The sequence below is a fragment of the Ilumatobacter fluminis genome, from assembly GCF_004364865.1.
In the GTDB taxonomy this organism is placed as follows: Bacteria; Actinomycetota; Acidimicrobiia; order Acidimicrobiales; family Ilumatobacteraceae; genus Ilumatobacter; species Ilumatobacter fluminis.
The window spans coordinates 2,122,652-2,135,000 of sequence record NZ_SOAU01000001.1 but is presented as its reverse complement, the minus strand read 5'-3'; the positions used below and the strand labels follow the sequence as shown (position 1 = coordinate 2,135,000).

Genomic DNA, 12,349 nt, shown 5'->3' with positions numbered 1-12,349 from the left:
GCTGAACTCGGTGTAGGAGATGCCGACCTCGCTGGCGAGCCGGTTCTTCACGGACTCCTTCGCCATCATCTGGTTCACCGTGATGTGCTTGCCCACGTCTCGGAGGAAGTCGAGCATGCTGGTGCCGGCCGTCCAGTCGGCGTTGTCGACCAGGGTCGCCTGGTACGGACCCGGCTCGAAGTCGAGGATCCGCTCGAGCTGCCGCTTGATGCTGGCGACGTTGTGTTGCAACTCGTCACGGGTGAGCAGGTTCCGCTCCTCCGACTTGCCGCTCGGATCGCCGATCATGCCGGTGGCTCCACCCGCGAGCGGGAACGGCTTGTGGCCGGCCAGCTGGAAACGACGCAGACCGAGCTGCCCCATGAGGTGCCCGACGTGGAGCGAGTCGGCGGTCGGGTCGAACCCCACATAGACCCCGATCGAACGCTCGTCGAGTCGCGAGCTCAGGAACTCGCGGTCGGTGGAGTCGTGGATCAGGCCACGCGCGTCGAGGTCGGCAATGAGGTCCATATCGCCCACGATGATGCCACGTCATCGGTGAGCGGGAACAAGACGTTGCGGCGAACGCCCGGAGGTGACGCGACGTCGGGCGTCAGGCCCACCACGGGTCGGCCGGCCATGCGCCGCTGCCCTCCCACTCCATGTGGAAGCCGGCCGTCGGGTTGGGTTCGCCGATCGGGTACAGCCCGTCGAGATCGACCGCCGGGAAGCCGTCGTCGGGATCGGGGCAGGGGTCGGGCATCGGCCCGTCGGGCATCGGCGGCAGCGGACACGTCCGACCGTCGAGGTGGGCCAGTTTGCGTGAGATGTAGTCGGCCGCGGCCCACGGGCCGTCGCCGCGCAGATGGATGCCGTCGCTCGCGAACCACGCCGGTGTGTCGCGCGAGTAGGTGGCCCAATCGGCGATCACGAGTTCCGGGTAGGTGCCGGCGTCGACGATGTCGCGCAGCGCCGCGTTGTTGTTCCGGAAGACCTGGGCGAAGCCGAGCGAGCCCGGCGAACTGTACGAGACGTTCTCCCGGAGGGTCAGCCAGACGACGCGCTCGTAGCCGAGCGAGCGGGCCCGTCGGATGATCGTGTCGACGTCGGAGCGGAAGTTGTGGTCGGAGTCGTTGTAGCCGGTCGCCACGACGAGGGTGTGGAAGTGGCCGCCGTGGGCCTCGAGTTCGGCGTTCAGGGTGATCGGGACGTGGCCGTCGTAGTTCCGACACGATCCGACGACCCGTCGGCGGCACGAGGCCAGATCCATGACGTGGTCGACGCCCATCAGCGCGTCCTTGGCGCCGTAGGTCTTGATACCGAGCCACGCCGAGTCGCTGACGAGCAACACCGGCTGTTCGATCGGCCCGACCCGCTCGGCGGTGTCGGACACGGTCGCCGTGCTCCCGGTGGCCGCCGCTGCGACACCGGTGAGTGCGAGCAGGGCGGCGGTTGCCGCGAGCAGGAGCCGTCGCATCGGTTCAGTATGCACGCTCGTCCGCGCCGAGCCAGGTCGCCCCGTCATCGGATCGGATCACGACCGCTCGGTCATGCGCTCGATCGTGACGGGGTTCGGAAGCGCCAGGGCACGTCGACGGCCTTGGAGATGCCGACTCTCGGACCGACGACGGGTCGAGCGGGCGGCGGGACTCCGTCGTCGAACAGGCCGATTCCGCTCCCCCAACAGACGTCGACGCCGTTGTGCTCGGGCCCGATCGCGAACGCCTGGCACAGCTTGGCCGGCCCGTCGGCGAGCGCGGCGCGGCCCTGACGCCGTTCGCGCATCAGGTCGACGCCTGCCACCGGTTCGACGGCCCGCAGGAGGATGGCTGCGCCGTGTCCTTCCGGGCCCGTGACGACGTTCGCGCAGTAGTGCATGCCGTACGTGAAGTACACGTACAGGTGTCCGGGCCGGCCGAACATGACGGCGTTGCGTGGCGTCTCACCCCGGTAGGTGTGGCTCGCCGGGTCGTCCTCCCGGTAGGCCTCCACCTCGGTGATGCGTCCGACGCACTCGCCGGACACGAGCAGCTTGTTGAGCAGTTGTGGTGCGACGTCGGGCGCGTCGCCGTCGAGCAGGGCCCTCGGCACCCGCCGTCGTGGCATCAGTCGGTGAACTCGGCGCGTTCGCGGTCGAGCATCGCCCGATAGAGGTCGATCTGGGCGTCGAGCGCCTTGGGCCCGGCGGCACCCGGCGACGAACGCATCTCGACCCCGACACCGGGGCGGACGAGCGCCGCGGCGTCGGGTCCGAGCCGCTCGTCGGCGGCGACGAGGTCGGCCAGCGACCCCTGGCCGGCGAGGGCGGCACGCACGTGTTGGCCGACGATCGCGTGGGCGTCGCGGAACGGCACACCGGCCCGCACCAGGAACTCGGCGAGGTCGGTGGCGGCCGTCGTCTCGGCGTCGGCGGCGGCCTGCATCTTCTCGGGGACGAACGTGGCGGTTGCGATCATGCCGGTCAGCGCCGCGACCGCCAGATTCACCTGATCGACCGAGTCGAACAGGCCCTCCTTGTCCTCCTGGAGATCCTTGTTGTACGCCAACGGGAGGCCCTTGAGGGTCGCCAACAGCGCCGTGAGATTGCCGATCAGTCGCCCCGCCTTCCCGCGGGCGAGTTCGGCGATGTCGGGATTCTTCTTCTGCGGCAGCATCGACGAACCGGTCGCGAACGCATCGTCGAGGACGGCGAACCCGAACTCCTCGCTGGTCCAGAGCACCCACTCCTCCCCCATCCGGCTCAGGTGCACGCCGACGAGGGCGAGGTCGAACAACGCCTCGGCGACGAAATCGCGGTCGCTGACGGCGTCGAGCGAGTTCTCGAACGCCCGGGAGAACCCGAGGTCGGCGGCGTTGCCGGCCGGGTCGATCGGGAGCGACGTGCCGGCCAGCGCGCCGGCGCCGAGTGGCGACACGTCGAGCCGGTCGACGGTGGCGAGGAGCCGGTCGACGTCTCGGCCGAGCGCCCAGCCGTGGGCGAGCAGGTGGTGCGCCAGCAGCACCGGCTGCGCCCGCTGGAGGTGGGTGTAGCCCGGCAGGTAGGCACCGTCGGCTTCGAGGGCGCGGGTGAGGAGCACGTGCTGCAGGTCGAACAGGCCACGGGCGACCTCGGTGAGTTCGCGCTTGCACCAGAGCCGCAGATCGGTGGCGACCTGGTCGTTGCGGCTGCGCCCCGTGTGCAGTTTGGCACCGGCCGCTCCGGCGAGTTCGGTGACGCGCCGCTCGACGGCGGTGTGGATGTCCTCGTCAGACGGCAGGTACTCGAAGCGTCCCTGCGCCATCTCGGCCTCGACCGTGTCGAGCGCGACGAGCACGCTGTCGCACTCGGACTGATCGAGCAGCCCGACCCGGGCGAGGCCGCGCACGTGGGCGCGGGAACCGGCGATGTCGTCTCGCCACATGCGCTGGTCGTACGAGAGGCTGGCGTTGTAGGCCATCAGGGCCTCGTCGGGACCGCCTTCGAATCGGCCGTGCCAGAGGGTGGATCCGGTGTTCTCGTCGCTCATCAACCTGCCTCGATTCCTGCGAGCTCGCGCAAGTTCGCTGCGAGCTGGGCGCCGCCGACCGCTTCGGTCGCAACGCACATCATCGTGTCGTCGCCCGCCACCGTACCCATCAGCCCGTCGATGCCGCTGCGATCGAGCGCCGAGGCCACGACGTGAGCGCAGCCGGGCGGTGTGCGCACGATGACGAGGTTGGCCGAGTGGTTCACCTCGGCGACCCACTCGCCCATCACGCGCCGGAGCTGGTCGAGCGGCGCCACCCGTTCGGGCGCGAACTCGGGGACGGCGTAGACGCTGTGACCGCCGGGGACCCGGACCTTGACGGCCCCGAGATCGTCGAGATCTCGCGACACGGTCGCCTGTGTCGCAGCGATGCCCTCGGTGGCGAGGAGTTCGACGAGTTGCGGCTGGCTCGAGACCTGCTGCTGTTCGATGAGCCGGGCGATCGTCTGTTGTCGCTGAACCTTGCTCATCGGACACCGACCAGGAAGGCCATGGCACCACGAGCGCTGTGGAGGCGATTGTGGCCTTGCTGGAACACGACGCTCTGCGGGCCGTCGATGACGTCGGCGGACACCTCGAAGCCGCGGTAGGCCGGCAGGCAGTGCATGAACACGGCGCCGGGGTCGGCGAGCGCCATCATCTCGGCGTCGACGGTGAACCCCCCGAACGCCTGACGGCGGGCCTCCTTGTCGGCCTCCTGCCCCATCGACACCCAGGTGTCGGTGTGGACGGCGTGGGCGCCGGCGACGGCGTCGTGGGGGCCGGCGACCTGTTCGACCGAGGCGGCGCCGAGGCCCTCGATGCGCTCGAGTTCGGCGTCGTCGGCGTCGAAGCCGGGCGGGCATCCGATACGGACGTGCATGCCGAGCATGGCCGAGATCTCGGCGAGCGAGCGCGACACGTTGTTCCAGTCGCCGACGTAGGCGACCGTCTTCCCGGCGAGGTCGCCGAGGCATTGCTGCATCGTCAGCGCGTCGGCGAACCCCTGGAGCGGGTGCGACCAGTCGCTGAGCATGTTGACGACCGGGATCGTCGCCGTGGCGGCGAGGCGTTCGACGACCGAGTGTTCGAAGACCCTGGCGGCGATCAGACCGTGATAGCCGGACATGATCGCAGCGATGTCCTCGACCGGTTCTCGGGTGTCGAAGCCGACCTCCTCGCCACGCGTGTACACCGGGTGGCCGCCGAGTTGGACCACGGCCATCTCCATCGAGTGGCGGGTGCGATTCGACGGCTTCTCGAAGACGAGGGCGGCGCCCTGGCCCTCGAGCGGCCGACCGAGCGCGTCGATCGGTCGCTGCGCCAGGTCGAGGATCAGCTCGACCTCGTCGGGCGTGAAGTCGGTGATGTCGAGCAGGGATCGGGTCATGGCGCCACCTCGGCGAGCACGTCGGCGACGAGGGCGACCGCCTCGTCGAGTTCGGAGTCGGACACGGTCAACGGCGGCAGGAACCGCAGCGTCGAGGCGTTGACCGGGTTGCAGATAAAGCCCCGGTCGAGCAGGGCGCGGTACACGGTCGGGGCGTCGATCCCGTCGCTGAGTTGGGCGCCGAGGATCAACCCACGACCGCGAACCGACTCGACCTGCGGCAGGGCCTCGAGCGCGGTGGCGAACCGTGCGCCCTTCGACGTGGCGAGCGCCGGCGCGTCGAGACGACGCATCTCGTCGATCACCGCCGACACGGCGGCGGTCGCGAGCGCGGTGCCGCTGTAGGTGCTGCCGTGGTCGCCCGGCTGGAAGACGGCGGCGACATCGGTGCGGGCCCAGCAGGCGCCGACGGGCATGCCGTTGCCCATCGCCTTGGCGAGGGTGACGACGTCGGGGCTGACGCCGTCGTGTTCGAACCCGAACCAGCGTCCGGTCCGGGCGAAGCCGGTCTGGATCTCGTCGACGATCATGAGCGCCCCGACCTCGTCACACAGGTCGCGGATGCCCTGCAGGTAGCCGGCCGGTGCCGGATTGACGCCGCCCTCACCCTGGATCGGTTCGATGATGACGGCGGCGACCGACGAGTCGACCGAGGCCCACATCTCGTCGAGATCGCCCCATGCGACGTGCTTGAAGCCGTCGGGCATCGGTGCGAACGGTTCGTGCTTGGCCGGTTGTCCGGTGGCGGCGAGGGTGGCCAGGGTGCGACCGTGGAAGCTGCCGTAGGCGCTGACGACGGTGTGTCGGCCACGCCCACCCCACTTGCGGGCGAGCTTCAGCGCGCACTCGTTCGACTCGGCGCCCGAGTTCGTGAAGAAGATCTGTCCGGCGTGGCCGGTGGCGTCGGCCAGCAGCTCGTTGACCTTCACGGCAGCGGCGGTCGCCTGCGGGTTGGTGAAGAAGTTGGAGACGTGGAGCAGGGTGTTCGCCTGCCGGCTGATCGCATCGGCGATCACGGGGTTGGCGTGACCGAGCGAGGTGACGGCGATTCCACTCAGGAAGTCGAGGTACCGAGTGCCGTCGGTGTCCCACACCTCGGTGCCGCTCCCCCGCTCCATACTGATGGCGGGTGCGCCGAAGACGGGCATGAACGGGCACTGGTCGAGCCCGGCGGTGTCGAAGGTGTGGCTCATGCGTCGTCTCCTTGCAGGCCGGTGGTTCCGTGGAGGCCCTTGATCATGGTGCCGATGCCCGAGTCGGTGAAGATCTCGAGCAGCAGGACGTGGGCGATGCGCCCGTCGAGGATGTGGGCGTTGCCGACGCCGTTGCGGACGGCGTGGATGCAGCTGGCGACCTTCGGGATCATGCCCCCGGCGATGATCCCGTCGGCGACGAGCTGATCGAGTTCGTCGGCGGTGGTCTGGCGGATGAGGCTGGCAGCGTCGGCGACGTCGCGCCGGAGGCCCTCGATGTCGGTCAGGTAGACGAGCTTCTCGGCACCGAGCGATTCGGCGATCGCACCGGCGACGGTGTCGGCGTTGATGTTGTACGCCTGACCGTTGATGTCGGAGCCGATCGTGGCGATGACGGGGACGAACTCGTCGTCGAGCAATCCGTGGATCACCTCGGGATTGATCTCGGTGACGTCGCCGACGAATCCGAGTCGCTCGTCGCGGGCGGTGGCCCGGATCAGTCCCCCGTCGACACCGCTCACGCCGACGGCGTAGTGGCCGTGCACGTTGATGGCGGCGACGATCTGCGGATTGACCTGCCCCTTCAGCACCATGCGTGCGATGTCGACCGTTTCGGCGTCGGTGACGCGCAACCCGTCGACGAACTCGGTCTCCTTGCCCAGCCGCTTCATCAGGTCGCTGATCTGGGGCCCGCCACCGTGGACGACGACCGGACGCATGCCGACGAGCCGCATCAGGACGATGTCCTCGGCGAACAGCGAGAGTGCGTCGTGTTCGGACGTGCCGGCGAGTGCGTTGCCGCCGTACTTGACCACCACGATCTTGCCGGCGAAGCGCCGGATGTAGGGAAGCGCCTCGACGAGGATCGAGGCCTTCAGGCCTGCAGCGTCGTGATCGGTGCTCACGGCGCCACCCCGACCGTGCTGAGCCCGGCGGACTCGTCGAGGCCGAGCGCGACGTTGGCCGCCTGCACCGCACCGCCCGATGCACCCTTCGCGAGATTGTCGAGCGCACCGATGGCGACGATGGTGTTCGTGCGGTCGTCGTAGCGGGCGGTCACCTGGACCACGTTCGAGCCGAGCGTCGCCTTCGTCGACGGTGAGCCGTCGGTGACGACCATGAACGGTTCGTCGGCCCACCGCTCCCGCAGCAGGGCGGCCAGCGACTCGGTCGACACGTCGACGCCGGCGGCCGGCTTGGCGTAGCAGGTGGCGAGGATGCCGCGGTTCATCGGGACGAGGTGGGGCGTGAACAGCAGTTGGGCACCGATCTCCTGCTCCATCTCGGGCGTGTGGCGGTGCGAGAGCAGGCCGTAGGCGATCATGTTCTCGTCGACCGTCGTGAAGCTGAACGCCAGATCGGCCTTGCGGCCCGCCCCGGTGACGCCCGACGCCGCATCGACGATGACGCCGGTCGTCTCGATCAGGCCGGCTTCGACGAGCGGCCGGAGGGCGAGGGTCGCCGTGGTGACGTAACAGCCCGGCGTGGCGACGAGCTGCGCTCCTTTCAGCTCGGAGCGGTGCAACTCGGGGAGGCCGTAGACGGCGTCGGCGAGCAGGCCGGGTTGATCGTGGTCGAAGCCGTAGTAGGTCGGATAGTGGCTCGCGTCCTTGAGCCGGTAGGCGGCCGACAGGTCGACGACGCAGCCGACGTGGCCGACGAGTTCGGGCGCCATCGCCATCGATGCCTCGTGCGGCAGACCCAGGAACACGAGGTCGAGACCGCGGGCGCGGTCGGCGTCGAACGGCTCGAAGACGAGATCGGGATACGCGGCGGACAGCCCGGGATACAGGTCGGCGGCGCGGGTGCCGGCCTGTGAATCGCCCGTTGCCATCACGACCTCGAAGTCGGGATGGGACGCGGCGAGGCGGAGGAGTTCGGCGCCGGTGAACCCCGACGCCCCGATGATGCCGACTGCGACCATAGACGCATGACCATACAACCTGACGTATGGTCATGCAATCATTGCGATCCGGCGATCGACCGGCACAATAGAACCGTGATCCCCGGTGCGACCCCCACGAAAGGCCGACTTCTCGTCGCCACGCCACCGCTCGACGATCCGAACTTCAACCGTGCCGTCATCTACGTGCTCGAGCACCAGGCCGACGGTGCGCTCGGTGTGGTCGTCAACCGCCCGTCCGACGAGGCGCTCGACGAACCCCTCGATCGCTGGATCGACCTCCAGTCCGACCCGGCGACCGTGTTCGACGGCGGCCCGGTCGAGCCCAACGCGCTGATCGCACTCGCGCTGTCGAACGAACCGCTCGACGAGCCGAACGACGAGCTCGCCCCGATCTCGGGCCGCGTCGCATCGGCCGACCTGTCGACCGACCCCGCGTTCGTCGCCGGCCAGGTCTCGGCAGTGCGCGTCTTCCGGGGCTACGCCGGCTGGGGCCCCGGGCAGCTCGAGGGCGAACTCGAAGCCGGCGCCTGGCTGATCCTCGATGCCGAACCCGACGATCTGTTCGACGATCACCCCGATCTGCTCTGGCGCACCGTGCTGCGCCGCCAGCCCGGTCGCCTCGCCTGGCTCGCCGAAGCCCCCGACGACCTCAGCGCCAACTGACCTCTCCCCCACCCGTGTAGGTTCGCAGGGTGCGATCGCAGGACTGGTTGGGCGGGCTCGACGAGCGGTTGCGGCGACAACTCGGGTTCTTGATCGAGATCGACCGGCTGAAGACGGTGCTCCGCGGCACCCGGATCGCCGACGAGTCACGGCGCGAGAACACCGCCGAGCACTCCTGGCACCTGGCGCTGTTCGCACTCGTCCTCGCCGAGCACGCCGATGACGCCGTCGACACACTGCGGGTCGTCCGGATGCTGCTGATCCACGACATCGTCGAGATCGACGCCGGGGACACGCCCGTGTTCGGCGGCACACCGGCCGCCGAACAGGCCGAGCGGGAGCAGCGGGCGGCCGATCGACTCTTCGGGCTGCTCCCCGACGACCAGGTCGACGAGTTCCGATCGTCGTGGGACGAGTTCGAGGCCGCCGAGACGCCCGACGCCCGGTTCGCAAAGGCGCTCGATCGGCTCCAGCCGAGTCTGCTGAACCACGTCGTCGGCGGCGGCACCTGGACCGACTACGGCGTCGACGAAGCAACCGAGCGTGCCACGACCCGCCGCGTCGCCGACGCCGCTCCCGCGCTGGGCGACGCGCTCGAGGCAGCGATCGCCGACGCGGTCGCCAACGGCTGGCTCCGCCCGAATTCCTGAACCGGCTGTCGAATCGGTGATGTGCTGCGCGTCATGCTGGTGTCGGCGACGGTCGCCGGCAACGAATCAAGGAGCCTCACCATGAAGTACTTCGTCTTGCTCGCCGGCTACGGCGAGATGCCCGACTGGGACACGTTGACACCGGACGAGCAAGAGGCCGGCATGGCCCAGCACGTCGCTTTCGACGAAGCCTGCGCCGCTCGGCCGGGCGTCGAGATCGTGAGCGCCGAGGCGCTCGGCGACGGTTCGACCGCCACCACACTGCGGACGCGCGACGGATCGATGACCGTCACCGATGGCCCGTTCGCCGAGGCTGCCGAACAGATCGGCGGGTACTACCTGCTCGATGCGCCCGACCTCGACACGGTGATCGACCTGTGCCGCATCCTGCCCGCGTATGACATCGACATCCGGCCGGTCCCCGATCTCGGCTGACGAAGCGCTCGCCGCGCTCCAGCGCGACGAGTGGGGACGTCTGCTGTCCCTCCTCGTCGCGCGCACGCGCCGCCTCGACCTCGTGGAGGACGCGCTGGCCGAGGCATTCGCCAGAGCCGCCGAACGATGGCCCGACCGGGGTATCCCCGAGTCGCCGATGGGGTGGCTGTACACCACCGCCCACCGACTGGTGATCGGTCGCCTCCGGTCGGAGGCGGTCGCCGGACGCAAGGCGCCACTCCTGGCGGTGCGGGCCGACTGGTCGCCGCCGACGGAGCCGGGCGACGACCTCCCCGACGAGCGACTCCACCTCATCCTGCTGTGCTGCCACCCGGCACTCGCACCGGAGTCCCGGTCGGCCCTGGCATTGCGGCTGGTGATCGGCACACCGACCGACGAGATCGCCCGCCTGTTCCTCGTTCCGACACCGACGATGGCGGCGCGCATCACGCGGGGCAAGAGGAAGATCGTCGCCGCCGGCATCCCACTCGGCGCGCCGGTCGCCGACGAGTTGGTCGCCCGCCTCGACGAGGTCTGCCGGACGATCTATCTCGCCTTCACCGCCGGGTACACGCCCGGCACGGGCCCTGATCTCCTCCGAGCCGATCTCGCAGGTGAAGCGGTCCATCTGGCCGCGGTGCTGGCCCACGTGTGCCCGGACGCAGCGCAGGTACGGGCGCTGCGAGCGTTGCTCCTCCTCCAGCACTCACGCCGCGACGCCCGGGTCGCCGACGGCCGCTTGGTCACCCTCGGCGAACAGGATCGATCACTCTGGCACCGGGACGACATCGCCACCGGCCTCGCAGTGCTCGACACCGTCGACGCGGCCGACGGCTACGCCGAGCAGCTCCGCCTCGAAGCCCGGATCGCGGCCGAACACTGCCGAGCAGCATCGCCCGACGACACCGACTGGTCGGCGATCGCCGCTCGGTACAGCCGACTCGAGGAACTCACGGGCTCGCCGATCGTCGGGCTGAACCGGGCGGTCGCGGTCGCCGAGGCCGACGGGGCCCGGGCGGGCCTGACGGTGCTCGCCGGGCTCGACGAGTCGCTGCGAGGTCATCATCGCTACGCCGCGGTGTGCGGCGAGCTCGCAGCACGCGCCGGCGACACGGCACTGGCCGTTGCGTCGTACGAGGCCGCCATCGAACGATGCGAGAACGAGGTCGAACTCGCCCACCTTCGCCGCCGACTCGCCGAACAGCGGCTCGACGACGTGCCGTAGTGTCCGCAGCGTGCACATCGCGAACACGACACTGATCGTCCGGGACTACGACGCTGCCATCCGGTTCTTCGTCGATGCGCTGGGGTTCGAGCTGGTCGAGGACGCACCGTCGACCACCGACGACGGTCGGCCGAAGCGTTGGGTCGTCGTGCGACCGCCGGGTGCCGAGACCGGTCTGCTGCTCGCACTGGCCGACGGCGACCAGCAAGAAGCTGCGGTCGGGCGACAGTGGTCGGGCCGCGTCGGTCTGTTCCTCCATGTCGACGACTTCGACGCCGCCCACCGACACATGCTCGAACACGGTGTGACGTTCGACGAAGCGCCGCGCGACGAGCCGTACGGACGCGTGGCGGTCTTCCGCGACCTGGAGGGCAACCCCTGGGATCTCCTCGGGCCGACGCCCACCTGACGTCTCGCAGCGGCGCCGTCGTGACATCATCGACGGATCGACACACACCGCAGCAGATCGACCACTCGCCGTCGCCGGATGGCGCTCGCCGCCGCCTCGACCCTGCTCATCGTGCCGGCCTGCAGCGACGACGCCGCCGAGCAGACGGGGCCGTCGTCCTCGGCCGACGCGACGACGGACGGACCTGCGACGAGCGAACCCGTCATGACCACGACGACCCCCACGACGACCAGCGACACCACGACCACGGCGCCGACGGCATCGACGTCACCGGGCACGATCGTTGCGCCCACCAGCGTCCAGGTCGACACGACGGGTCCGCCCGACCAACGACCGATCGCCGCAGTCGTGGCGGTCGGTGCCGGCGGCTGCCGCGTCGCGACCGCCATCGGTGAACTCCGCAACGCCGACCTCGTCATCCCGGACGACGTCGGCGCCGAGGTCGGCGACCTGATTCTCGGCTCGGGCACCCTGACGGATGGGGTGATGCCGGGCGGCTGCACCGGGGTCAGCGAGACACTGACCTTCGAGACGATCGACGTCGTACGGAGCATGGACGAGCAGGCCGAGCCGGATGTCGCCGAGCTGCTGGCGGTCGAGTTCGATCGTCCGTGGGAATGTGGACGCGGCTTCGCGATGTCCGACGAGCAGCAGCGCTGGGCGATCGGAATCGAGCCGGTCGCCGGCAACGTCACCGAGTCGCGCGGCACGGTCATCACCCTCCCGAGCGAACAGTTCGGCGTCAGCGTGCTCTACGGCGTGGACCTCGCAGCGGGCAACTGCGACACCGGTCGCGAGCCGTTCGCCCGTTCGCCGCTCTGGCTGGCGATCTGGCCGGTCACGTCCGGCTCGTTCCTGTATCCGGAAGCGACGATCATCTGCGACGGATCGAGCGTTTCCACCGAACTCGTCGATGCCGTGGTCGAGACACCGGACGGACCGGTCGAACTCCCGCCGATCGAGATGACGAACCCCGCCTTCGCCTGCGGCCCCGGCTGGGACGACTGAACCGGC

General features: G+C 69.6%; 16 protein-coding genes (1 of these 16 only partly in view). 6 read left to right on the top strand and 10 right to left on the bottom strand.

Going from position 1 to position 12,349, the window contains the following annotated elements:
* The 9 genes from tyrS to argC form a co-directional block, all read right to left on the bottom strand.
* Nucleotides 1–510, bottom strand: the beginning of a protein-coding gene (gene tyrS, locus BDK89_RS09690) for a tyrosine--tRNA ligase (protein ID WP_133868764.1). It extends 756 nt beyond the left edge of the window; 510 of the gene's 1,266 nt are visible here — the first part of the coding sequence; its start codon is at nt 508–510; the stop codon falls past the left edge of the window.
* A gap of 82 nt (nt 511–592) precedes the next feature.
* A complete protein-coding gene (locus BDK89_RS09685; RefSeq protein ID WP_133868763.1) occupies nt 593–1,456 on the bottom strand; it encodes an SGNH/GDSL hydrolase family protein in 864 nt (287 codons plus the stop codon).
* Between the two features lie 71 nt (nt 1,457–1,527).
* Nucleotides 1,528–2,085, bottom strand: coding sequence for a DNA-3-methyladenine glycosylase (locus tag BDK89_RS09680; RefSeq protein WP_133868762.1), 558 nt, complete (start codon nt 2,083–2,085; stop codon nt 1,528–1,530).
* Entirely contained in the window at nt 2,085–3,485 is a 1,401-nt protein-coding gene (gene argH / locus BDK89_RS09675; protein WP_133868761.1) for an argininosuccinate lyase, read from the bottom strand. The genes BDK89_RS09680 and argH overlap by 1 nt, the downstream gene beginning before the upstream one ends.
* The gene (gene argR, locus BDK89_RS09670) at nt 3,485–3,955 is read right to left on the bottom strand and encodes an arginine repressor (RefSeq protein ID WP_133868760.1); all 471 of its coding nucleotides are present in this window, start codon (nt 3,953–3,955) and stop codon (nt 3,485–3,487) included. Before argR ends, argH begins: the two co-directional genes overlap by 1 nt.
* On the bottom strand, nt 3,952–4,854 hold the full coding sequence (gene argF / locus BDK89_RS09665) for an ornithine carbamoyltransferase (protein ID WP_133868759.1): 903 nt from the start codon (nt 4,852–4,854) through the stop codon (nt 3,952–3,954). The genes argR and argF overlap by 4 nt, the downstream gene beginning before the upstream one ends.
* The gene (locus BDK89_RS09660; RefSeq protein WP_243839132.1) at nt 4,851–6,047 is read right to left on the bottom strand and encodes an aspartate aminotransferase family protein; all 1,197 of its coding nucleotides are present in this window, start codon (nt 6,045–6,047) and stop codon (nt 4,851–4,853) included. Before BDK89_RS09660 ends, argF begins: the two co-directional genes overlap by 4 nt.
* Nucleotides 6,044–6,952, bottom strand: coding sequence for an acetylglutamate kinase (gene argB / locus BDK89_RS09655; RefSeq protein WP_133868758.1), 909 nt, complete (start codon nt 6,950–6,952; stop codon nt 6,044–6,046). Before argB ends, BDK89_RS09660 begins: the two co-directional genes overlap by 4 nt.
* A complete protein-coding gene (gene argC, locus BDK89_RS09650; RefSeq protein ID WP_133868757.1) occupies nt 6,949–7,971 on the bottom strand; it encodes an N-acetyl-gamma-glutamyl-phosphate reductase in 1,023 nt (340 codons plus the stop codon). The genes argB and argC overlap by 4 nt, the downstream gene beginning before the upstream one ends.
* Before the next feature lie 75 nt (nt 7,972–8,046).
* Here argC and BDK89_RS09645 point away from each other — a divergent pair, with 75 nt between their 5' ends.
* Genes BDK89_RS09645 through BDK89_RS09625 form a run of 5 tightly spaced genes read left to right on the top strand, consistent with a single transcriptional unit; the run spans nt 8,047 to nt 11,335 of the window.
* Entirely contained in the window at nt 8,047–8,616 is a 570-nt protein-coding gene (locus tag BDK89_RS09645; RefSeq protein WP_208294019.1) for a YqgE/AlgH family protein, read from the top strand.
* A 29-nt stretch (nt 8,617–8,645) separates the two neighbouring features.
* A complete protein-coding gene (locus BDK89_RS09640; protein WP_133868755.1) occupies nt 8,646–9,266 on the top strand; it encodes an HD domain-containing protein in 621 nt (206 codons plus the stop codon).
* A 21-nt stretch (nt 9,267–9,287) separates the two neighbouring features.
* A complete protein-coding gene (locus tag BDK89_RS09635) occupies nt 9,288–9,701 on the top strand; it encodes a YciI family protein (RefSeq protein ID WP_133868754.1) in 414 nt (137 codons plus the stop codon).
* The gene (locus BDK89_RS09630; RefSeq protein WP_133868753.1) at nt 9,664–10,926 is read left to right on the top strand and encodes an RNA polymerase sigma factor; all 1,263 of its coding nucleotides are present in this window, start codon (nt 9,664–9,666) and stop codon (nt 10,924–10,926) included. The genes BDK89_RS09635 and BDK89_RS09630 overlap by 38 nt, the downstream gene beginning before the upstream one ends.
* 10 nt (nt 10,927–10,936) lie before the next feature.
* On the top strand, nt 10,937–11,335 hold the full coding sequence (locus BDK89_RS09625) for a VOC family protein (RefSeq protein WP_133868752.1): 399 nt from the start codon (nt 10,937–10,939) through the stop codon (nt 11,333–11,335).
* A gap of 26 nt (nt 11,336–11,361) precedes the next feature.
* Here the strand turns inward: BDK89_RS09625 and BDK89_RS09620 are convergent, their stop codons facing one another.
* Entirely contained in the window at nt 11,362–11,541 is a 180-nt protein-coding gene (locus BDK89_RS09620; protein WP_166657491.1) for a hypothetical protein, read from the bottom strand.
* On the opposite strand from BDK89_RS09620, the gene BDK89_RS09615 reads away from it, so the two are divergent.
* Entirely contained in the window at nt 11,540–12,343 is an 804-nt protein-coding gene (locus BDK89_RS09615; protein ID WP_133868750.1) for a hypothetical protein, read from the top strand. The two genes, BDK89_RS09620 and BDK89_RS09615, sit on opposite strands and share 2 nt — an antisense overlap.
* Nucleotides 12,344–12,349: the final 6 nt, after the last annotated feature.

Excerpts from the sequence above, each read along its gene's own strand:
- BDK89_RS09685 (WP_133868763.1), bottom strand. The coding sequence starts at position 1,456 with ATGCGACGGCTCCTGCTCGCGGCAACCGCCGCCCTGCTCGCACTCACC.
- BDK89_RS09680 (WP_133868762.1), bottom strand. The coding sequence starts at position 2,085 with ATGCCACGACGGCGGGTGCCGAGGGCCCTGCTCGACGGCGACGCGCCC.
- argH (WP_133868761.1), bottom strand. The coding sequence starts at position 3,485 with ATGAGCGACGAGAACACCGGATCCACCCTCTGGCACGGCCGATTCGAA.
- argR (WP_133868760.1), bottom strand. The coding sequence starts at position 3,955 with ATGAGCAAGGTTCAGCGACAACAGACGATCGCCCGGCTCATCGAACAG.
- argF (WP_133868759.1), bottom strand. The coding sequence starts at position 4,854 with ATGACCCGATCCCTGCTCGACATCACCGACTTCACGCCCGACGAGGTC.
- BDK89_RS09660 (WP_243839132.1), bottom strand. The coding sequence starts at position 6,047 with ATGAGCCACACCTTCGACACCGCCGGGCTCGACCAGTGCCCGTTCATG.
- argC (WP_133868757.1), bottom strand. The coding sequence starts at position 7,971 with ATGGTCGCAGTCGGCATCATCGGGGCGTCGGGGTTCACCGGCGCCGAA.
- BDK89_RS09630 (WP_133868753.1), top strand. The coding sequence starts at position 9,664 with ATGACATCGACATCCGGCCGGTCCCCGATCTCGGCTGACGAAGCGCTC.
- BDK89_RS09615 (WP_133868750.1), top strand. The coding sequence starts at position 11,540 with ATGACCACGACGACCCCCACGACGACCAGCGACACCACGACCACGGCG.
- BDK89_RS09620 (WP_166657491.1), bottom strand. The coding sequence starts at position 11,541 with ATGACGGGTTCGCTCGTCGCAGGTCCGTCCGTCGTCGCGTCGGCCGAG.